This window comes from Rhizobium sp. G21, from assembly GCF_014158035.1.
Taxonomy (GTDB): Bacteria; Pseudomonadota; Alphaproteobacteria; order Rhizobiales; family Rhizobiaceae; genus Rhizobium_E.
Genome location: NZ_JACFXW010000001.1, coordinates 2,652,554 through 2,673,787 on the forward strand (window position 1 = coordinate 2,652,554; position 21,234 = coordinate 2,673,787).

13 protein-coding genes and 2 pseudogenes are annotated in these 21,234 nt (G+C 62.5%); 10 read left to right on the forward strand and 5 right to left on the reverse strand.

What is annotated here, in order from left to right:
- Nucleotides 1–30: 30 nt before the first annotated feature.
- Entirely contained in the window at nucleotides 31–699 is a 669-nt protein-coding gene (tlpA, locus tag H2O14_RS13500) for a thiol:disulfide interchange protein TlpA (RefSeq protein WP_182828066.1), read from the forward strand.
- Nucleotides 700–739: 40 nt separating this feature from the next.
- Here tlpA and H2O14_RS13505 read toward each other — a convergent pair whose 3' ends face one another.
- Together H2O14_RS13505 and H2O14_RS13510 are read right to left on the reverse strand one after the other, a co-directional pair.
- Nucleotides 740–2,341: a calcium-binding protein gene (locus tag H2O14_RS13505; protein ID WP_182828067.1), complete on the reverse strand. Its 1,602-nt coding sequence runs from the start codon at nucleotides 2,339–2,341 to the stop codon at nucleotides 740–742.
- Complete coding sequence (locus H2O14_RS13510; RefSeq protein ID WP_182828068.1) at nucleotides 2,281–5,415, reverse strand: hypothetical protein; 3,135 nt, start codon at nucleotides 5,413–5,415, stop codon at nucleotides 2,281–2,283. The genes H2O14_RS13505 and H2O14_RS13510 overlap by 61 nt, the downstream gene beginning before the upstream one ends.
- 261 nt (nucleotides 5,416–5,676) lie before the next feature.
- Between H2O14_RS13510 and H2O14_RS13515 the strand changes: the two genes are divergently transcribed.
- The 5 genes and pseudogenes from H2O14_RS13515 to H2O14_RS13535 all read left to right on the forward strand — a co-directional run bounded on the left by H2O14_RS13515 (nucleotide 5,677) and on the right by H2O14_RS13535 (nucleotide 12,329).
- A complete protein-coding gene (locus tag H2O14_RS13515) occupies nucleotides 5,677–6,951 on the forward strand; it encodes an aspartate kinase (protein ID WP_182829371.1) in 1,275 nt (424 codons plus the stop codon).
- An 89-nt stretch (nucleotides 6,952–7,040) separates the two neighbouring features.
- Nucleotides 7,041–9,307 (forward strand): annotated as a pseudogene (gene ptsP / locus H2O14_RS13520) (phosphoenolpyruvate--protein phosphotransferase).
- Between the two features lie 12 nt (nucleotides 9,308–9,319).
- A complete protein-coding gene (gene prfA, locus H2O14_RS13525) occupies nucleotides 9,320–10,405 on the forward strand; it encodes a peptide chain release factor 1 (protein ID WP_182828069.1) in 1,086 nt (361 codons plus the stop codon).
- Nucleotides 10,402–11,268, forward strand: a complete 867-nt coding sequence (gene prmC / locus H2O14_RS13530) for a peptide chain release factor N(5)-glutamine methyltransferase (RefSeq protein ID WP_182828070.1) — start codon at nucleotides 10,402–10,404, stop codon at nucleotides 11,266–11,268. Before prfA ends, prmC begins: the two co-directional genes overlap by 4 nt.
- Before the next feature lie 320 nt (nucleotides 11,269–11,588).
- Nucleotides 11,589–12,329: a DUF4167 domain-containing protein gene (locus H2O14_RS13535; protein ID WP_182828071.1), complete on the forward strand. Its 741-nt coding sequence runs from the start codon at nucleotides 11,589–11,591 to the stop codon at nucleotides 12,327–12,329.
- 74 nt (nucleotides 12,330–12,403) lie between these two features.
- On the opposite strand, the gene H2O14_RS13540 is transcribed toward H2O14_RS13535, so the two are convergent.
- From H2O14_RS13540 to H2O14_RS13550, 3 genes and pseudogenes are all read right to left on the reverse strand, one after another.
- Nucleotides 12,404–12,877 (reverse strand): chemotaxis protein CheW, encoded by a 474-nt coding sequence (locus tag H2O14_RS13540; RefSeq protein ID WP_182828072.1) that lies wholly within the window; start codon nucleotides 12,875–12,877, stop codon nucleotides 12,404–12,406.
- A gap of 2 nt (nucleotides 12,878–12,879) precedes the next feature.
- Nucleotides 12,880–14,675: pseudogene (locus H2O14_RS28485) on the reverse strand (methyl-accepting chemotaxis protein).
- Nucleotides 14,676–15,023: 348 nt separating this feature from the next.
- Nucleotides 15,024–15,305 (reverse strand): YMGG-like glycine zipper-containing protein, encoded by a 282-nt coding sequence (locus tag H2O14_RS13550; protein ID WP_182828073.1) that lies wholly within the window; start codon nucleotides 15,303–15,305, stop codon nucleotides 15,024–15,026.
- A gap of 303 nt (nucleotides 15,306–15,608) precedes the next feature.
- Here H2O14_RS13550 and H2O14_RS13555 point away from each other — a divergent pair, with 303 nt between their 5' ends.
- The 4 genes from H2O14_RS13555 (at nucleotide 15,609) to H2O14_RS13570 (ending at nucleotide 21,109) form a co-directional block, all read left to right on the forward strand.
- On the forward strand, nucleotides 15,609–16,094 hold the full coding sequence (locus H2O14_RS13555) for a (2Fe-2S)-binding protein (protein ID WP_182828074.1): 486 nt from the start codon (nucleotides 15,609–15,611) through the stop codon (nucleotides 16,092–16,094).
- Nucleotides 16,095–16,121: 27 nt separating this feature from the next.
- On the forward strand, nucleotides 16,122–18,461 hold the full coding sequence (locus H2O14_RS13560) for a xanthine dehydrogenase family protein molybdopterin-binding subunit (RefSeq protein WP_182828075.1): 2,340 nt from the start codon (nucleotides 16,122–16,124) through the stop codon (nucleotides 18,459–18,461).
- Between the two features lie 17 nt (nucleotides 18,462–18,478).
- The gene (locus H2O14_RS13565) at nucleotides 18,479–19,279 is read left to right on the forward strand and encodes an FAD binding domain-containing protein (RefSeq protein ID WP_182828076.1); all 801 of its coding nucleotides are present in this window, start codon (nucleotides 18,479–18,481) and stop codon (nucleotides 19,277–19,279) included.
- 186 nt (nucleotides 19,280–19,465) lie between these two features.
- Nucleotides 19,466–21,109 carry a globin-coupled sensor protein gene (locus H2O14_RS13570; protein ID WP_182828077.1) on the forward strand — a complete coding sequence of 548 codons (1,644 nt, stop codon included), beginning with the start codon at nucleotides 19,466–19,468 and terminating at the stop codon, nucleotides 21,107–21,109.
- Nucleotides 21,110–21,234: the final 125 nt, after the last annotated feature.

Sequence of the window (21,234 nt, forward strand, 5' to 3'; positions counted from 1 at the left end):
CGCCTTGCCGTTTTTCAAGAGATGGACCCGATGAAGGACAAGAAGCCGACCCTCTTTCCCTCCACCAAACTCGTGGCGATCGCCGCCCTTGCGGGTCTCGTCGCCGGTGGTATCGCCGTTTACATGAAGGAAGCCGGCGATGGCAATGGCGCATCCGCCGCCGCAGCCAGCCAATGCGCGCCGGCGAAAGCGGTCGCGGCCCGGCTTCAGCCGCTCGCCAAGGGGCAGGTGGCCGCCTTCATTCCGGCCAGCGAGCCCGCGCCGCTGTCGCTTCCGGTGCTGAAGGACGAGGCCGGCAAGGACATATCGATCGACGGCTACCGGCCGAAGGTTCAGCTGGTCAATCTCTGGGCGACATGGTGCGTACCATGCCGCGAGGAAATGCCGGCCCTCAATGGTTTGCAGAAATCTCTGGGCGGCGATCGCTTCCAGGTGACGACAATCAACCTCGACAATGGCGATGCGGCCAAGCCGCTCGCCTTCCTGAAAGACAACGAGATCGACGCGCTGCCCTTGCACCACGACGCCAGCCTGTCGAGCTTCAACGCGCTCAAGAAGCTCGGCGTCGCCATGGGCCTGCCCGCCACCGTGCTCGTGGACGGCCAGGGCTGCATGCTCGGCGCCATGAACGGCCCCGCCGCCTGGGACAGCGACGACGCCAAGGCGCTGATCAAAGGCGCCCTGGGCGAGGGTGCCTGAACGGCGTCAGCTCCAGATGAAGTCGGCGGTCGTCAGGTCGTCATAGTCGATGCCGGTCAACTGGATCACCATGTCGGTCGCCGCATCGCCATTGACGTCGACATAGAGCTTGTCGCCGATTTCCGAGAAATACGCCTGAGAATTGCCCGTGGCGCCGAACGACGTCGCATTTCCGAGATATGTGAAACTGCCGGTCAGCAGGCCTGAAAAGACGAGGTCGTCGGTCGCGGCCGTGAAGTCCGCGATGACGTCGGTTTGTCGACGTCGACTGGCTGATGCTGCTGAAGATGAACTGATCGGTGCCTGTGCCGCCATAGACTGTGTTGACGCCCAGACCCATGCGGATCGAGTCGTCGCCGGTGCCCAGTTCAATCTTTGAGAAACTCGACGCCTGTTCATCGAGAACGATGGAATTGACGCCCGCGCCGGCCAGGATGTTTTCCACATTGGCGAGCGTGGCCGTGCCGGCTGCGGCGAATGTCAGATAATCGGTGCCGCCTCCCAGATCGATATAGGCTCCGGTGTAGCTTGTGCTGAGGGTGATCGAATCGTCTTCCGACGCTCCGGACAGGGATTCCACCGCCGTCACCGTTGCGGTCACGCCGTCGGCGAAGGTCACTGTATCGGCGCCGCTGCCGAGATTGATGGCGCCGCCGGTCATGTCGCCCTCGACCCTGACCGTATCGTTGAAATTGCCGCCATTGATCGTCTCGGCGAATTCGATCGTCAGCGTATTGACCGCATTGTCGAGCGACACCGTGTCGTTGCCGCCGCCGAGTTCGAGCATTACGCCCTGCGCCGACCCCGAGAAAGAGATTCTGTCGTCGCCTGCGCCTGCAGTCACGGTTTCCACGCTGGACAGCGTAATGATGTTGCTGCCGGAACCAAGCTCTAGGGTATCGACGCCGCTTCCGAGGCTGAAGAAACCGAGATAGCTCGATGAACCCGTATGGACGGCGTCCCGATCCGTGCCGCCATAGACGGTTTCGACGCCGGTGACCGTGAGCGTGTTGCCGTCGCCGGCGTAGAGCGTCAACCGGTCGCTGCCGTCACCGAGGCTAATCGAGCCGCCGGAAAGGCTCGAATCGAAGACGATGACGTCGGTCTGCGACCCGCCATTGACCGATTCGACATAGGCCACCGTCGCGGTGACCGCCACATTTGACCAGGCCAGAATATCGTTGCCGGCCCCGAGGTCGATCATGGCTATGGCGCTGGCTGCGGTGATCGTGAGATTGTCCGCGTCGCTCGATCCGAAAATGCTCTCGATCAATCCGACCGACAGCGTCCCGCCGTCGTCGAAGTAAAGCGTGTCCTGGCCGCTGCCGAGATTGAAAGAACCACCTGTCCACGAGTCGGACAGTTGGATCGTGTCGTTCTGCGAGCCTCCCGTCACCGTCTCTATGTTCCTGACCGTGACAGTGTTGTTGAAATTCGCGAGCGTCACCTGATCCGCGCCGGCGTCGAGATCAAGCATTGCTCCGGTGACCTGTTCGACGAAGGCGACGATGTCGGACCCGCTGCCTCCGGCTACGGATTCGACGCCGATGATCGTCATCATCGCGCCGCTCGCGTCGATCTTCACGGTGTCCGAGCCTCCGCCGAGATTGATCGTTCCGCCAGAATAAGTGTCGGTGAGCACGACGAGATCGTCACCTGCACCCCCTGAAACGGACTCGACATTCTGGACGCTGACCGTGCTGCCGCCAGAAAAGAGAAACACCGCGTCGGAATTGCCGCCGAGATCGATTCTGACCGCGCCGTTGGCTCCGAGATAAACCTTGTCGCGCCTCCGGCGCCGGTGATGGTTTCGGCGTTCAACACGGTGAGGGTGGAGCCCGAGCCGTTGAGGATGACCTGATCGGAGCCGCCGGCAAGATCGAAGTAGCCCACCGTGACGCCCGCGGAGCCCAAAGTGACGGCGTCGTTGCCGCTGCCGCCATTGACGGTTTCGACCGACATGAGCGTCACCGTCGTGTCGACATTGCCGAAATTGACCGTGTCGAACCCGGAGCCGAGATTGATCTGCGAACCGGTCACCTCTCCCTCGAGCGTCAGCACATCGGTGGTAGATCCTCCGAGAACCGATTCCGTGTTGGAAATCGTCAGCGTGTTCTGAAAGTTGGAGAGCGTCAGGCTGTCGGTCGAGTCACCCAGATTGACTTGAGCGCCTGTGACCTGTTTGGTGAAAACAACGCTGTCGGCCGAAACGCTGCCGGTTACCGTTTCCACCGAAATCAAAGACACGGTGCCGCCGGTCGAATCGAAGATCACCTGATCGAGGCCGTCGCCGAGATCGAGGACCATCGCCGATACGCTCGATCCGAAAATCAGCACGTCGGAGACGCTGGAGCCCACGACGGATTCGATGTTGCTGATGGTGATCGTGTTGGCGTCGGACGCGGACGTCGCCCCCAGCCGCAGGATGTCTCCATCCACGCCGCCGCTGATCGTCTGGCCCGTGCCGTCGACCGTATCTGCGGGATTTCCGAGGTCGATTTCTCCGACATAGGGTCCCAGAAGTGTAATGTCCTGCTTCTGGCCATTGCCGATGATCGTCTCTGTATTCGTGAGCGTCGCCTTTGCAAAGGCGTTGATGATGACGCCGTCGCTGCCGCCTCGGAGATCCACCAGTCCGAGTTCGATCAGCGATCCCTTCTTGTTGTCGGGCATCACGATCGTAACGAGGTCGGATTGATTGGAGCCGATGATCGTTTCGGCAAGCGCGACGGAAACCGTCGTGTCGGACATGACGTCCGAGAGATCGAGCATATCCAGCCCGCCGCCCAAATCGATCGCCCCGGCCGTATAGGAGCCAGAGAGATAGACCTTGTCGGTCGACGTTCCGCCGACGATGGTCTCCACGTCCACCATGGTCACGGTGTTGACGTAGTTCGCCAGCGAAACGATGTCGATCCCGGAGCCGAGCGTCACCAGACCCGCGGTGATCTGGGTGCTGAAGGTGACGTTGTTGTCGACGCTGGACCCGTCCGCATTGACATTTTCGACATTGGCGAGGGTGATCGTCGCGCCCGTCTCGGAGAAGTCCACCGTGTCCTCGCCGTCGCCCAGATCGATCGAGAGACCGCTGATGGCGGACACGAGGTAGATCGTGTCGTCGCCGGCCTTGCCGATGATCGTTTCGACATTTTCGACGGTCACGGTGTTGCCGTTCACGGAGGTCACGAGCGTGTCGACGCCTCCTCCGAGATCGACGTTGAATTCGCCGTCGGTCGGCTGGGCGCCGAGGAAGACGTAGTCGGCCTGGCTGCCGCCGAGAATGGTTTCGGTCTTGGCGATGGTGAGCGAATTGGCGGCGTCGGCGAGCGTGATCTGGTCGTCGCCATCCCCCAGATTGATGGTGGCGCGGGTCAGCCGGCCCGACACGGTGATGAGATCGTCTTCGGCCCCGCCGATCACTGTTTCGATCGAGGCGATGGTCAGCGTGTTGTCGAAGTCGGCCAGCTTCAGGCGATCGTTGCCGTTATAGAGATCGTAACGCCCGCCGGTGATCTGGTCGAGCACCGTGATGTCGTCGCTTTTCGTGTGCAGCGTGCCGGTAATGGTTTCGACGCCTTGGACGGAAACCGTGTTGTTGTATTTTCCGAGCTTCAGCGTGTCGCCTTCTCCGCCGAGATCGATGGTCAGGCCATTCGCCAGCGTTCCGATCGTGACGACGTCCTTGCCGTCTTCGGCGCCGATGATCGTTTCGATATTGCGCAGCGAAATCGTCGATCCGTCCTCGAACAGAAACACTTTGTCGTCGCCGCCACGCAGGTCGATCGAGGTCGCCGTCTTGTCCATCATATAGACGATGTCGGTGCTGCCGCCGCCATAGATCGTCTCGACGCTGAAGAGGGAGACCGTGTTGCGGAAATTGTCGAGCGTCAAGACGTCCTTGCCGCCGGCGAGATCGATTTCGAGACCTCTGGCGGCGCCGCTCCAGACCACGCTGTCGATGCCGTTTGCGCCGAGCACGGATTCGGCGTTGGCGATGGTGATTGTGTTGTTGGAGCCCTTCAAGATCAGTTCGTCGGCTGCGCCGCCGCCGAGATCGTAGGACACGCGCGTCACTGCGGAGCTCACCGTGATCACGTCGTTGCCGCTGCTTGCCGTCAGCGTTTCGACGCCCGATATGGTGACGGTGGACGCATCGTTGAGGAAGAGTTTGTCACCCTTGGAGCCGAGATCGATCCGACCGCCGTCCATTTCCGTCTGTATATAGACGATATCGCTGTTGGACCCGCCGAGAACCGTCTCCGTGTTCGAGACCGTGATGAGATTGTTCTTGAAATTGTCGAGGTCGACCGTGTCCGTCGCGCCGTCGCCGAGGTTGATGACGACGCCGTTGGCCACCTGATCGAACAGGATTTTCTGCGTGCCGTCCCCGCCGGTGACCGTTTCGATGTTGTAGATCGTCACGGTGGCGCCGTTGTCCTGCAGCTGCAGCTTGTCGTCGCCGCCGCCGAGATTGATCGCACCCTGCGTCAGATTGGAATCATAGCGAACGATGTCGTCGCCGCTCGAACCGAGAATGGATTCGATGTCGCTGACCACGACCGTATTGCCGGCGGCTTTCAGGATCAACGTGTCGCGACCGCCGCCGAGATCGACGCTGTCGTTGCGGACCGAAGCCGTCACCACGATGGTGTCGGCGGCGGATGTTCCGCTCACGGCGCTGAGATCGGAAACGGTTTTGGTCGTCTTGCTTGCCATGGTCTGACTCCTTGTCATGCTCTTGGAGGCTGGCCGAAGGCCGAGCGCCCGCCCAAATGCCGGCAGGTGAGGGTGACCCTGGATTTAGTGGCTGAAGCTTTAGTGGGGCTGGCTCGTCCAGTTTAACTTTTCGCCTCACATTCCGCCCATTGAATCAGCGCCGGTCTTCCTTTAAGAGACCCGACAATTTCGCCGCGCAGAGGCGGAAGCCGTAAATTTTGGCGCAGCCGGGATGGCGCGCGGGATATGGAAAAGACTGGCATGGCGCGCATCGTGATGAAATTCGGCGGAACCTCCGTCGCTGATCTAGACCGCATCCATAACGTGGCGCGGCATGTCAAACGCGAGGTCGACGCCGGTCACGAAGTCGCCGTCGTCGTATCCGCCATGTCCGGAAAGACCAACGAGCTCGTCGGCTGGGTGCAGAACACGCCGAAAGTGGCCAAGGCGGATTCCCCTTTCTACGACGCGCGCGAATATGACGCCGTCGTCGCCTCGGGCGAGCAGGTGACATCCGGTCTTCTCGCCATCGCGCTGCAGTCGCTCGGCGTCAACGCCCGCTCCTGGCAGGGCTGGCAGATCCCGATCCGCACCGACAACGCCCATGGCGCCGCACGCATTCTCGAAATCGACGGCGCCGAGATCATCCGCCGCATGCAGGACGGCCAGGTCGCCGTCGTCGCCGGCTTCCAGGGCCTCGGTCCGGACAATCGCATCGCGACGCTCGGCCGCGGCGGCTCCGACACCTCAGCCGTCGCCATCGCCGCCGCCGTCAAGGCGGATCGTTGCGACATCTATACCGACGTCGACGGCGTCTATACGACCGATCCGCGCATCGAACCCAAAGCCAGGCGCCTGAAGAAGGTGGTGTTCGAGGAAATGCTTGAAATGGCCTCGCTGGGCTCCAAGGTCCTGCAGGTCCGTTCGGTCGAACTCGCCATGGTTCACAAGGTCCGCACCTTCGTGCGCTCGTCTTTCGAAGACCCCGATGCGCCGGGCATGGGCGATCTTCTCAACCCGCCCGGAACGCTGATTTGTGATGAGGAAGAAATCGTGGAACAGGAAGTCGTAACCGGCATCGCCTTCGCCAAGGATGAAGCGCAGATCTCGCTCCGCCGTCTGGCCGACCGGCCCGGCGTGTCGGCCGCGATCTTCGGACCGCTCGCCGAAGCCCATATCAATGTCGACATGATCGTACAGAACATTTCCGAAGACGGTTCGCGCACCGACATGACCTTCACCGTGCCGACCGGCGATCTCGAAAAGGCGCTGAAAGTGCTCGACGAGCAGAAGCATCAGGTCGGCTTCGACGTGATCCAGAGCGAATCGGGGCTGGTGAAAGTGTCCGTCATCGGCATCGGCATGCGCAGCCATGCGGGCGTTGCCGCCCAGGCCTTCTCCGCGCTCGCCGCCAAAGGCATCAATATCAAGGCGATCACGACGTCTGAAATCAAGATTTCAATCTTGATCGACGGCGCCTATGGAGAACTCGCGGTTCGCACTTTGCATTCGGCCTACGGACTGGATAAGAAGTAAGGCGAGCCGGGGGCTGCGTCAGCGTCATGATTTGACATACTGCGTCGGCTCCTTTTCCTGGTAGAGCAGTTCGGAAGGGCGCCTTCGTGATCAGAGACATGGCAGCTGGACCGCGTATCCTGCTCAGGCGCTTGCGAGAGCTTTCGGCGGAGCCGCTGGAGCCTCAGGATCGCCTCGACAGGATCGTGATGCAGATCGCCCGCAACATGGTTGCGGAGGTGTGCTCGGTCTATGTGCTGCGCGCCGATGGCGTGCTCGAGCTCTACGCCACCGAAGGCCTCAACAAGGAATCGGTCCACCTCGCCCAGTTGAAGATGGGCGAGGGCCTGGTCGGCACGATCGCGGCCTCGGCCCAGCCGCTCAATCTCTCGGACGCGCAAAGCCATCCGGCCTACGCCTATCTGCCCGAAACCGGCGAAGAGCTGTTTCATTCCTTCCTCGGCGTGCCGATCCTGCGCGCCGGCCGCGCGCTCGGCGTTCTCGTCGTCCAGAACCGGGCGCAGCGCCATTATTCCGACGACGAGGTCGAAGCGCTCGAAACGGTCGCCATGGTGCTGGCCGAAATGGTGGCGTCGGGCGAACTCAAGAAGCTCACCAAGCCCGGCCAAGAGCTCGACCTCTCCCGCCCCGTCACGATCGAAGGCGACGCCTATGGCGACGGCATCGGTCTGGGCTATGTCGTGCTGCACGATCCGCGCGTCGTCGTCACCAACCTGCTCAACGAAGACGTCGAACTGGAGCTGAACCGCCTCGGAGAAGCCTTGGGCTCGCTGCGGATCAGCATCGACGACATGCTGTCGCGCCGCGAAGTCTCCATGGAAGGCGAGCACCGCGCCGTTCTCGAAGCCTATCGGATGTTCGCCCACGACCGCGGCTGGGTGCGCAAGCTCGAAGAGGCTATTCGCAACGGCTTGACGGCGGAAGCGGCGGTCGAGCGCGTGCAGAGCGAAACGCGCGCCCGGATGATGCGGCTCACCGATCCCTATCTGCGCGAGCGGATGCATGATTTCGACGACCTCGCCAATCGTCTCTTGAGGCAGTTGGCCGGCTACGGCGCGCATGCGGCGGCGGCGGCGTTTCCGAACGACGCCATCATCGTGGCGCGCGCCATGGGCGCGGCCGAACTTCTCGATTACCCCCGGACCAATGTTCGCGGCCTCGTGCTCGAGGAAGGCGCGGTCACCAGCCATGTCGTCATCGTCGCCAAGGCCATGGGCATTCCGTCGTCGGCCAGGCCGAAGGCGCAGTGTCGCTGGCGGAGAAGGGCGACGCCATCATCATCGACGGCGAAGACGGCAAGGTCCACCTGCGTCCCGCCCAGGACGTGCAGAAGGCCTATGAAGAAAAGGTGCGTTTCCGCGCTCGCCGGCAGGAGCAGTTCCGGGCGCTGCGCGCCGTCGAACCCGCCACGCGCGACGGTCGCCGCATCAGCCTGAACATGAATGCCGGCCTGCTGGTCGACCTGCCGCAGCTTTCGGAAGCCGGCGCCGAGGGAATCGGCCTGTTCCGCACCGAATTGCAGTTCATGATCGCCTCGACCATGCCCAAGGGCGAGGAGCAGGAAGCCTTCTATCGCAACGTCATCAAGCAGGCCGCCGGACGGCCGGTGACGTTCCGCACCCTCGACATCGGTTCGGACAAGGTCGTTCCCTATTTCCAGGCGATCAAGGAAGAGAATCCCGCGCTCGGCTGGCGCGCGATCCGCCTGGCGCTCGACCGTCCGGGCCTGTTGCGCACCCAGATGCGCGCCCTTCTCAAGGCGGCGGGCGGCACCGAGCTGAAGATCATGATTCCCATGGTCACCGAGGTGCAGGAATTGCGGGCGGTCCGCGTTCTCCTGCAAAAGGAAGTGCAGCATCTCTCCAAATTTGGCCATCTCCTGCCGCGCAAGCTGCAGTTCGGCGCGATGCTGGAAGTTCCGTCGCTGCTCTGGCAACTCGACGAACTCATGGCGGAAACCGATTTCGTGTCTGTCGGCTCCAACGATCTCTTCCAGTTCGCCATGGCGGTGGATCGCGGCAATGCGCGGGTGTCCGACCGTTTCGACATTCTGGAGCGGCCGTTCCTGCGCATTCTCCGCGACATCGTTCGCGCAGGCCAGCGCAACAACACGCCGGTGACGCTGTGCGGCGAGATGGCGGGCAAGCCGCTGTCGGCGATGGCGCTGCTCGGCCTGGGTTTCCGGTCGATCTCGATGTCGCCTGCGGCGATCGGCCCCGTGAAGGCCATGCTGCTCGGGCTCGACGCAAGCGCTCTCGAGCGCATGATGACCGATGCGCTCGACGAAAAGGCGCCGAAAGTCCCGATGCGCGAATTGCTGAAGCGCTTCGCCGAAGAACACAATATTCCGCTTTGACGGTATAGACCCTTGGCTACGCTCCCGCTCGACAAGATGAAGGAACTCGAACGCCGTTTCGCGGAGGTCGAGGCACGCATGGGCGAGGGCCCGGCGGCAGACGTCTATATCAGGCTCGCCGCAGAATATTCGGAACTGCAGCCGGTCGTGGCGAAGATTTCCGCCTACATGAAGGCGCAGGAAGAACTTTCGGGCCTGCGCGCCATTCTCGCCGACGGCGGCATGGATCGCGACATGCGCGACCTCGCCGAACTCGAACTGCCTGACCTGCAGGACCGGATCGAGCAGCTCGAGAAGGATTTGCTGATCGCGCTCCTGCCCAAGGACGCGGCCGACGAAAAGAACGCCATTCTCGAAATCCGCGCCGGCACCGGCGGCAACGAGGCCGCGCTCTTCGCCGGCGATCTCTTCCGGATGTATGAGCGTTACGCCTCCACCCATGGCTGGAAGGTGGAAATCCTGTCCGAAAGCGAAGGCGAGGCGGGCGGCTACAAGGAAGTCATCGCCGAGATTTCGGGCCGCGGCGTGTTCTCGAAGCTGAAATTCGAATCCGGCGTGCATCGCGTGCAGCGCGTGCCGGCGACCGAATCGCAAGGGCGCATCCATACATCGGCGGCCACGGTCGCCGTTCTGCCGGAGGCGGAGGACATCGACATCGAGATCCGCCAGGAGGATATCCGTATCGACACGATGCGGGCGTCCGGCGCGGGCGGACAGCATGTCAACACCACCGATTCCGCCGTGCGCATCACGCATCTTCCCACCGGCATCGTCGTCACCAGTTCGGAGAAGTCTCAGCACCAGAACCGCGCCAAGGCGATGCAGGTGCTGCGCTCCAAACTGTTGGACATGGAGCGTCAGCGGGCCGACAGCGCCCGGTCTGCGGATCGACGCAGCCAGGTGGGATCGGGCGACCGGTCCGAACGGATTCGCACCTATAATTTCCCGCAGGGTCGGCTGACCGACCACCGCATCAATCTGACCCTCTATTCGCTCGACCGGGTGATGCAGGGCGAAATCGGCGATGTGGTCGACGCATTGATCGCCGATTTCCAGGCCTCGGAGCTCGCCCGCCTGGGTGAAGGCGGCCTCTCGTGAGCATCACGCTCGGCGCCATCATGGATCGCTTTCGACGCGCGCTTCAGGCTGCCGGGGTCGAGGATGCCGCGGCCGAAACCCGCATTCTCATCGGCGGCGCGCTGGGGCTCGATCGCGCCGCCATGCTGGCGCGTCCCGAACTCGCTCTCCGCCCCGAAGATGAAACGCGGCTCGACGCGATGCTCGATCGCAGGCTCGCGGGCGAGCCGCCGCACCGCATTCTCGGGCGGCGGGAATTCTTCGGCCTTGAATTCCAGTTGAGCGAGGCGACGCTGGAGCCGCGCCCGGACACGGAAATCCTCGTCGAGACTGTATTGGAACGCTTGCGGCCGCGGCGCGAGGAGCCGTTGTCGATCGTCGATCTCGGCACGGGCACAGGCGCGATCTTGCTGGCTCTCCTGTCCGAAATGCCGTTCGCGCGAGGCATGGCAGTCGACCTCTCCGAAAAAGCCCTCGCCACCGCGCAGAAGAACGCCGAGGCTCTGGCCCTAGCCGATCGCTTCGACACGGGTTGCGGCTCGTGGTTTGCGCCGCTCGCGGGACGCGTGTTCGACGTGATCGTCTCCAACCCTCCCTATATACCCTCCGCTGTCATCCCGACGCTCGATGTGGAGGTGCGCGAGCATGATCCGCTTCTGGCGCTGGACGGCGGCGAGGATGGCCTGGACGCCTATCGCGCCATTGCAGCCGGCGCCGGCGCGCATCTCGCGTCCATGGGCTTTGTCGCCGTCGAAACCGGCTTCGATCAAAGACAGAGCGTCGAAGACATCTTTCGCGGGCAAGGTTTCATTTTGTCGGAAGCTCGGCGAGACTATGGCGGCAATGATCGGGTGCAGGTCTTTTCCAAAACAAGATCTGCCTAGGCCGCTTTCAGCGCGTGAATATTGAGCTCTTTCCCAAGAAAGGGCTTGGAATCCTTCGGAAAGCGGTCTAGGGTCGCCTCATGCACCGGGCGGCATCCGCTGGATCAGCGATTCGATAATTGATTGCCGGGCTTTGGGGTTTCTCAAAACATACGTCCTGACATATCGGGTCCGGTGCTGGGCTCTGGATTTTGGAGTAGATTCCGGGATCAGCGGCGTCCGTGGACGTGATCGCGACAGTGAAGCGCGAAAGCTGCGCTCTCAACGCCGATGCGGCGCGTCGGAGCGCAATGGAAACAGACATTTCGGGTGAATGATTGATGAGGCCTGGACAGCAGAAGCAGCGCAGCCGCGGCCGCAGCAGCGGCGGCAACAATAACAGCAACAACAATAACAATAATAACAACAACAACAACCGCAAGGGCCAGAACCCGCTCACCAGAACCTATGACAGTTCCGGCCCCGATGTGAAGGTTCGCGGCACGGCGCAGACGATCGCCGAAAAATATATGGCGCTGGCGCGCGATGCGTCGAGTTCCGGCGACCGGGTCATGGCGGAAAACTATCTCCAGCATGCCGAACATTACAACCGCATCATCGCGGCGGCGCAGGCCATGTATCAGGAGCGTTATCAGCGCGACGACCGGTTCGAACAGGGCCAGGAACGTCAGGATTATTCCGAGCGCGAAGAAGAAGACGGCGACTCCCCGGCGGAATCCGCAGTACAGGCCGAACCCGCCCATCAGCCACAGCCGCAGCCGCAAGTTCAGGCTCAGCCGCAAGCGCAGCCTCAGCCGCAGCAGAGGCAGTCGCCGCGTCATTCGCAACCCAAGCCGCAGCCTCAGCCGCAGCCGGTGATCGACGAAAGCACGCCTCAGCCCGTCATCGAAGGCGTTCCGGCCGAAGTCCAGATCGAAACCGAAGCCGCACAGCAGGACGCAGCTCCCGCCGCAGAAAAAGCCACCCGCCGTCGCAGCGCCAGCCGCCCGCGCCGGACGCCGCGCGCCGCCGCAGGCGCCGAGAACGGCGAAGCCGCGCCGGAGCCCGCTCCGGCCGAGTGAGCGCGCGCCGCCAACGACAAAAAGCCGCGCCCGATGCTGTCGGGCGCGGCTTTTTCAATTTATCCTGTCGCAACTCAGGCGGCGATGGCTTCCTGATCGTGGAACATCTTGGCGAGATTCAGGAAGCAGATCATGCCGTTTTCGCGAGCGATGATGCCGTCGGTATAGGCCTTGTCGAAAGAAGTGGTGATTTCGGGGGCCGGCTGAACTTCGGAGCTCTTGATGGTGAGGATGTCCGAGACGCGATCCACCAGCATGCCGATGATCATGTTGCGCACTTCGGTCACCACGATCGCGCTGCGCTCGTTGGCGGCGGCGCTCGGCAGGCCCAGCTTGCGGGCGAGGTCGATGATCGGGATCACCGTGCCGCGAAGGTTCATCACGCCGATGACGTCCTTGGGGGAGTGCGGGATCGGCGTCGAGGGCGCCCAGCCGCGGATCTCGCGGATGGTCGTGGTCTTCACGCAGAACTCCTGATCATGCAGGCGAAATGCGATGATTTCGATCGTGTCGGATTCGAAGATCGCGGTGGACTGCGGTGTCGCCATGCTCAAAACTCCTCCCAGTTGTCAGCGGACTGGGCAATAGCGGCATTGCCTTGGGAGGCGAATGCCCGGTTGACTTTTTGCGGCTTGACCCAGTGCGTCGACATCGGCGGCGTCGCCTGCGCGGCGACGACCGGCGCCGAAGAAATTCTCTGTCGCGAAGCGCCGGTTTTGAAAGTCGCGAGCAACATGTTCAATGCGCTCACTTCCCTGGCAAGACCGTGGCTCGCTGCGGTGGATTCCTCGACCATGGCGGCGTTTTTCTGGGTGCCTTGATCCATGAGTATCACGGTTTCGTTAATTTCGTTTAAACCGACCGCCTGCTCACGGGCCGATTCGACGATGGCGCGGATGTTGCGGTCGATATCCTGAACCTGGTCGACGATTTCGGTCAAAACGTCGCCGGTCTGCCCGACCAGTCCGACGCCGCCTCGGACCTGCTCCGACGAGGTGTTGATCAGTGTCTTGATTTCCTTGGCGGCCTTCGCAGAGCGTTGGGCCAGTTCGCGGACTTCCTGCGCGACAACGGCGAAGCCTTTGCCCGCCTCGCCGGCGCGGGCGGCTTCCACACCGGCATTCAGCGCGAGCAGATTGGTCTGGAAGGCGATCTCGTCGATGACGCCGATGATGTTCGAGATCTCGCGCGACGAATTCTCGATCGCGCCCATGGCCGCAATCGCCTGTTTCACGACTGCGCCGGACTTCTCGGCGTTCTCCTTGGTGCGGCTGACCAGCCGGCTTGCCTCGTCCGCCCGCTTGCTGGAGTCCGATACGGTGGTGGTGATTTGCTCGAGGGCCGCGGCCGTCTCCTCCACGGACGCCGCCTGCTGCTCCGTCCGGCGGGCGAGTTCGTCGGCGGCGGCGCGGATCTCGTCGGCGCCCGAGCCGATGGCGAACGCGTTGTTGCTGATCTCGTCCATGGCGCCGCGCAGCCGGCTGATCGAACTGTTGAAGTCTTCGCGGATCTTGACGAGATTGTCGGGAAACTGCGCCGTCAGCCTCTGATCGAGATTGCCGGCGGCGAGATCCTGAAGTCCTCGCGCCAGGGCGTCCACGGCGTTGACGCGCAGCGTCACGTCGGTGGCGAATTTCACCACCTTCACCACCCTGCCGGAAGGATCGAGGATCGGATTATAGCTCGCCTGAATATAGACGGGGCGTCCGTCCTTGCCTATGCGCTCGAATTCGCCGGCCTTGAATTTTCCCGCCGCGAGATCTGCCCAGAATTGCCTGTACTCGTCCGAACGAACGTAGTCGGCGGCGCAGAACATCGCATGTTTCTTGCCGACGATGTCGGACTGCGAATAGCCGAGCGTGGTCAGGAAATTCTCGTTGGCGGTGATGATCTCGCCGGCCGGCGTGAATTCGATCACGGCCTGGATGCGGGATATGCTGTCCAGCTTGCCGGCATCTTCGATGGATTTCAGCTTTTGCTCGGTGATATCGGTGGCGATCTTGACGATCTTTCGCAGTTTTCCGCCCGAGAAGACGGGATTGTACGACGCTGCGATCCAGACTTCGCGCCGGTTCTTGCCGAAGCGGAGATATTCGCGGGCGTCGAATTCGCCGCGCCGCAGCTTGTTCCAGAATTCGCCATAAGCGGGGCTCGCGGCCTCTACGGGTCGACGAACAGACGGTGATGCTGGCCCCGGATTTCCTCCAGGCTGTAACCCATCGTTCGGCAGAAATTTTCATTCGCCGACAGAATCTCGCCGTCGACCGTGAATTCGATGATGGCGAGCGACTTTTGCAAGGCGGCCAAGATACTTCCGGCGTCGCCGCCGAGACTGAAAGACATCATTATAGACTCGTCCTACATGCGCCGAATGATCTCGGACATCCAATCATCTTGTTGTGTGGATACGAGCTGGCGCTGCCGGTACGAAGCCGGGAGAAACAGCGTGAAGTCACGCCGACATCCAGCAGGACGTCGACAAGACGGTGGGCCGCACCGTCGGTCCAAAATTCATCCACGAAGCCACTGTAGATTTCACAAAAGAATTTAACAAAGAATTATGTTTTAATAAAAAAGCGTGTTTCTCGCTCCATGAACGGGCGCAAAACTGATCGGGCCGACATCTCGACGCAACGCCCGATAAAGAAATCCCGGAGCGTCGCCCCGGGATTGAATATTCTCTGACGCCGACGCTCAGTAGCGCACGACCACCCGTGTGCGCTGGCGATAGCGGCGCGGGCAATCGTCGATATAGCGACGGCCCCACTTGTCGCGATAGTAGCACTGGCCCGGCTGGGCGGCCACGGCGCCGAGGACGCCGCCGATCGCTGCGCCCACGGCTGCGCCGCGCACGTCGTTGGACACGATGCCGCCGATAACGGCGCCGGACGCCGCGCCGACCGCTGCGCCTCTTTCCGTCTGGGTGCAGCCGGCCACCGTCAGGCCCGCCACCACAATTGCGATTGCTTTGTACATTGATTGCCTCCGAAAGTTTGCCGGCCATCCGGCAAAAACAAGCTTTCCAGCCGGAACGAACGCCCGTTTCGCGATTCCGACCGGAGATCGCTAGAAGCTAAAAAAGCTCAAAATGTGAATTCGTTCCAGCCTCGAGCAGAAAAATTTCTACCCTCCGCCAATCGGCCGTTGTTGTTCCCGAAGGCACTGTCTCACCAATGCGTCACTTTTTCTGCGCGCACGGCCCGCTCACGACGATGCTGCTTGATGAACGGCGGGAAGCTGGCACACTGCCGGAAGGGTCTAACCCTTGGGAGGATTAGGATGACAAAGGTAACCTTGACGGTGAACGGCCGGCGCATGTCCGCCGATTGCGACGACCGCACCATTCTCGTGAATTTCATACGCGACAAGCTGGCTCTGACGGGCACGCATGTCGGATGCGACACCACCCAATGCGGCGCCTGCGTCGTTCACATGGACGGAAAGTCGGTCAAGAGCTGCTCGGTTCTGGCCGTTCAGGCGAACGGTTCGGAGATCACCACGATCGAAGGCGTCGCCGCCGACGGCGAATTGCATCCGGTGCAGGCGGCGTTCAAGGAAAACCACGGCCTGCAATGCGGCTTCTGCACGCCCGGCATGGTGATGACGTCGATCGACATGATCCGCCGCCATGGCGGCCAGCTCGACGAAGCGACCGTCAGGCATGAGCTCGAAGGCAATATCTGTCGCTGCACCGGCTACCACAACATCGTCAAATCGGTGTTGTCGGCCGCCGCCGACATGAACGCCAAGCAAGCCGCCGAATAAGATTCAATCTCTCGGGAGGAGAAACCGATGGGTATCGAAGGAATTGGCGCGCGCGTTGCGCGCAAGGAAGACAAGCGCTTCCTCACCGGCAAGGGCCGCTACACCGACGACATGAGCGTGCCCGGCATGAGATACGCGGTGTTCGTGCGCAGCCCGCATGCGCATGCGAAGATCACCGGCATAGACCTTTCCGCCGCAAAGGAGATGCCGGGCGTGATCGGCGTACTGACCGGCAAGCAATTGCAGGAAGACGGCATCGGCAATCTGATCTGCGGCTGGATGATCCATTCCAAGGATGGTTCGCCGATGAAGATGGGGGCCTGGCGTCCGCTCGCCTACGACACCGTCCGCTATGTCGGCGACGCCGTCGCGGTGGTGGTGGCCGACAGCGTGGGCGAAGCCCGCGACGCCGCCGAACAGGTGGTGGTCGATTACGACGTGCTGGACGCGGTGGTCTCGGCGACCGACGCGCTCGCAGGCGGCGCGCCGCAAATCCATCCGGAAGCGCCCGGCAATCTGATCTTCGACTGGGAGATCGGCGACAGCACGGCTGCCGATGCGGCCATCGCCCGCGCCGCGCATGTCACCGAGATCGAGATCCACAACAACCGTCTCTCGCCCAATCCGATGGAGCCGCGCGCAGCCCTCGGCATCTATGACGAGGCCGAGGATCACTATACCTGCTACACCACCTCGCAGAATCCGCATGTGGCGCGGCTGGTGATGAGCGCTTTCTACAATGTCGCGCCGGAAAACAAGCTGCGCGTCATCGCCCCCGATGTCGGCGGCGGCTTCGGCTCGAAGATCTATATCTATCCGGAAGAAATCGTCTGTCTCTGGGCCTCGAAGAAGACCGGCGTGCCGGTGAAATGGACGTCGGATCGCACCGAAGCCTTCCTGACCGACGCGCATGGCCGCGACCATGTCTCCAAGGTCAAGATGGCGTTCGACGCCGACAACAAGGTCATCGGCCTCAAGGTGGACACGATCGCCAATCTCGGCGCCTATATGTCGCTGTTTTCCTCGGCGGTGCCGACCTATCTCTATGCGACGCTGCTGTCGGGCCAATACGCCATTCCGGCGATCCACTGCAATGTCCGCACCGTCTACACCAACACCGCCCCGGTCGACGCCTATCGCGGCGCGGGTCGTCCGGAGGCGACCTATCTTCTCGAACGGACGATGGAAACGGCGGCGCGCGAACTCGGCGTCTCGCCGGCCGAATTGCGCAAGCAGAACTTCATCCGCAGCTTCCCCTATCAGACGCCGGTGATCATGAATTACGACGCGGGCGACTACGAGGCGTCGCTCGTCGCCGCCATGCAGGCTGCGGATTGGGACGGTTTTGCCGCCCGCAAGACCGAAGCCAAGACCCGGGGAAGGCTGCGCGGCATCGGCATGAGTTGCTATATCGAGGCCTGCGGCATCGCCCCTTCGCAGGCGGTGGGCTCGCTCGGCGCCGGCGTCGGCCTGTGGGAATCGGCCGAAGTGCGTGTCAACGCGGTCGGCACGATCGAAGTGCTGACCGGTTCGCACAGCCACGGCCAGGGTCATGAAACCACCTTCGCCCAGCTGGTTGCCGACCGTCTCGGCGTGCCGATCGCCAATGTCAACATCGTGCATGGCGACACCGACAAGGTGCAGATGGGCATGGGCACCTATGGCTCGCGCTCCGGCGCCGTCGGAATGTCGGCGATCGTCAAAGCGCTCGACAAAGTCGAGGCCAAGGCCAAGAGGATCGCCGCGCATCTGATGGAGGCCGACGAGGCCGATATCCAGATCGAGAATGGCGAACTGGTGGTCGCCGGCACCGACAAGAAGCTGCCATGGTTCCAGGTCGCGCTCGCCGCTTACACCGCGCACAACCTGCCGTCCGGCATGGAGCCGGGCCTGAAGGAAAGCGCCTTCTACGATCCATCCAACTTCACCTTCCCGGCCGGCTGCTACATCGCCGAGGTCGAAGTCGATCCGGAAACCGGCAAGACCGAGATCTGCCAGTTCGTCGCCGCCGACGATTTCGGCAACATCATCAATCCGATGATCGTCGAGGGGCAGGTGCATGGCGGCATCGCCCAGGGCGTCGGCCAGGCGCTGCTCGAAGGCGTCATCTATGACGAGAACGGCCAGTTGCTGACGGCGAGCTATATGGATTACGCAATGCCGCGCGCCGACGACCTGCCGTCCTTCTCCGTGTCGCATCAGAACACGCCCTGCCCGGGCAATCCGCTCGGCATCAAGGGTTGCGGGGAAGCCGGCGCCATCGGCTCGCCGCCGGCGCTGATCAACGCCATCACCGACGCCATCGGCAATAACGCCCTCACCATGCCCGCCACGCCTGAAAAGGTGTGGTCGCTCGCCAACGCCTGACCCGGGGAGGAACCACGATGTACAACACGTCCTATCACCGCGCCTCTTCCGTCGATGACGCAGCGGCAAAATTCGGCGCCGGCGAAGACGCCAAATATCTCGCCGGCGGCATGACGCTCATCGCCACGATGAAGCAACGGCTGGCGGCGCCGTCCGATCTCGTCGATCTCCGGCATGCGCCGGAGCTCAAGGGCATCTCGGTCAACGGCTCGTCGGTGCGCATCGGCGCCGGCGTCACCCATTTCGAGGTGGCGACGTCGTCGGCGCTGCGCGCCGTCTGCCCGGCCATCACGCAACTCGCCGGTATGATCGGCGATCCGCATGTTCGTCACATGGGCACGATGGGCGGATCGGTGGCCAACAACGATCCGGCGGCGGATTACCCCTCCGCCGTTCTGGCGCTCGCCGCCACCGTCGTCACCAACAAGCGCCGCATCGCCGCAGACGACTATTTCCGCGGTATGTTCGAGACGGCGCTTTCGGACGGCGAGATCATCGTCGCCTTCGAATTCGAGGCGCCGGCCAAGGCCGGCTATTCGAAATTCGCCAACCCCGCCTCGCGCTACGCCATGGCCGGCGTCTTCGTGGCGAAATCCGCCTCGGGAGGCGTCCGCGTGGCGGTGACGGGGGCGGGCTCCAACGGCGTCTTCCGCCATGCAGGCATGGAAGCGGCGCTCGCCGCCGACTGGTCGGCGGATGCGGTCGCCGGCGTCGATGTCGATGTGGGCTCGATGATGGCCGATATCCACGGCTCGTCCGCCTATCGCGCCAATCTGGTGCGGGTAATGGCCAAGCGGGCAGTCGCCGCCGCCGGTTGATCGAAGCGGATCAAATCGATCGCCGCGACCCGTCGAAATTCGGGTCGCGGCGATTTGCCGTTTAACAAGTGTTTATTGTTTTATTTGTAAGAATTTAGGGATGTCGGGTTCGACGATGCTGTCGGACGTGAGCCCGCTCGGCTGCATGACGCGCGCTGGGGCAGGGAGTGCTTTCAGGAAATTTCGATGACCTCGCCGCTTCAAGACAATGCCGCGCCCAAGATCGACCGCCGTCTGGAATTCATGCAATTCGCCCAGGCCGAAAAAGAGCAGGTCGGGTCTCTTCGCGAGGTGATCGAGCGCGAACTGCCCAAAGCGCTCGACAAATTCTACGGTAAGGTCGCCGGCACGCCGGAGACGCGCCGCTTCTTTTCTTCCGATCAGCATATGGCGGCCGCCAAGGGCGCCCAAGTCGGACACTGGACCAGCATCATCAAGGGCGACTTCACAGAGAAATATGCGGCCAATGTCCGGGCCATCGGCATGGCGCATGCCCGGATCGGGCTCGAACCGCAATGGTATATCGGCGGCTACGCGATCATCCTCGACCATCTCCTGAAAGAAGCGGTCAAGGCGCATGCGCCGGGCAACGGTCTGTTCGGCAAGAAGGGCGCCGACGCAGACGAACTCGGGGCCATGCTCGGCAGTCTCGCCAAGGCGGTGTTCCTGGACATGGATCTGGCGATCTCCGTCTATGTCGAGGAGAAAGAAGCGGCGCTGAAGGCGACGCAACAACAGGCGCTGCAGGAAGCCGAGCACGTGTCCCAGGTGTTGGGCCAGGCGATCGCCGCGCTCGGCGAAAAGCGGTTGGATCACCGTATCGGCGCGGAATTGCCTCCGGCCTATGCCGCGATGGGCAAGGCGTTCAACGCCGCGATGGAAGAGCTGGCCGGCACCATTCACCGTATCGAGACGTCGGCCGCCCAGATACAAACCGAGGCGAGCGACATCCATTCCTCTGCCGACCAGCTCGCCAAGCGCACCGAGCAGCAGGCGGCTTCCGTGGAAGAAACAGCCGCAGCCCTCCAGCAGATCACCGCCACAGTGTCCGATTCGGCCCAGCGCGCCGCCCAGGCCAATGATCTCGCCGGCCGCGCCAAGGCCGGCGCCCAGCAATCCGGCCAGATCGTCGATCAGGCGGTGGCGGCGATGAGCGGCATCGAGAATTCGTCGAAGGAGATCTCCAACATCATCGGCGTGATCGACGAGATCGCGTTCCAGACCAATTTGCTCGCTCTCAATGCAGGCGTGGAAGCGGCGCGGGCCGGCGACGCCGGCAAGGGTTTTGCTGTCGTGGCGCAGGAAGTGCGGGAACTCGCGCAACGCTCCGCCAAGGCGGCCAAGGAAATCAAGAGCCTGATCACCAATTCCGGCGAGCAGGTGAAGAACGGCGTGGCCCTGGTGGCCGAAACCGGCGAGGCGCTCGGCCGCATCGTCCACGAAGTCACCGAAATCAGCCAGCATATCCACGCCATCCACGAGGCGGCGCGCGACCAGACCAATGCGTTGTCGGACATCAATTCTTCCGTCACCGTCATCGATCAGGGCACGCAGCAGAACGCAGCGATGGTGGAACAGACCAACAGCGCCAGCAATCACCTTGCCGACGAGGCGGTGCGAATCAATGAGATGCTCGGCGAGTTCCGCACCGGTCGGGCCAAGGAAGCCGTGAGGACGCGGGCGCCGGCCAAATCTGTCACCGCGCCGAAACCCTCCATCCGTGCGCCCCAGCCGTCGCCGGCCAAACATGCCTCACCCAAGCCGCAGCGCAGCGCTCCGGCGTCCATCGGCGCCACCGCGCTCGCCCAGGACAATTGGGAAGAATTCTGAAACGCGGCTCTTTCGCGCCATTCCGGGCCGTCTTGACGTAAGTCAAGGCGGCTTCGTGTTTCAGGCTTTAATGCCTATTTTAGCGATATGGATGATAATGCGCTCTAACGACGCGGAGCTCATGA

Excerpts from the sequence above, each read along its gene's own strand:
- H2O14_RS13560 (WP_182828075.1), top strand. The coding sequence starts at position 16,122 with ATGGGTATCGAAGGAATTGGCGCGCGCGTTGCGCGCAAGGAAGACAAG.
- H2O14_RS13550 (WP_182828073.1), bottom strand. The coding sequence starts at position 15,305 with ATGTACAAAGCAATCGCAATTGTGGTGGCGGGCCTGACGGTGGCCGGC.
- tlpA (WP_182828066.1), top strand. The coding sequence starts at position 31 with ATGAAGGACAAGAAGCCGACCCTCTTTCCCTCCACCAAACTCGTGGCG.
- H2O14_RS13535 (WP_182828071.1), top strand. The coding sequence starts at position 11,589 with ATGAGGCCTGGACAGCAGAAGCAGCGCAGCCGCGGCCGCAGCAGCGGC.
- H2O14_RS13515 (WP_182829371.1), top strand. The coding sequence starts at position 5,677 with ATGGCGCGCATCGTGATGAAATTCGGCGGAACCTCCGTCGCTGATCTA.
- H2O14_RS13555 (WP_182828074.1), top strand. The coding sequence starts at position 15,609 with ATGACAAAGGTAACCTTGACGGTGAACGGCCGGCGCATGTCCGCCGAT.
- H2O14_RS13565 (WP_182828076.1), top strand. The coding sequence starts at position 18,479 with ATGTACAACACGTCCTATCACCGCGCCTCTTCCGTCGATGACGCAGCG.
- H2O14_RS13540 (WP_182828072.1), bottom strand. The coding sequence starts at position 12,877 with ATGGCGACACCGCAGTCCACCGCGATCTTCGAATCCGACACGATCGAA.
- H2O14_RS13570 (WP_182828077.1), top strand. The coding sequence starts at position 19,466 with ATGACCTCGCCGCTTCAAGACAATGCCGCGCCCAAGATCGACCGCCGT.
- H2O14_RS13510 (WP_182828068.1), bottom strand. The coding sequence starts at position 5,415 with ATGGCAAGCAAGACGACCAAAACCGTTTCCGATCTCAGCGCCGTGAGC.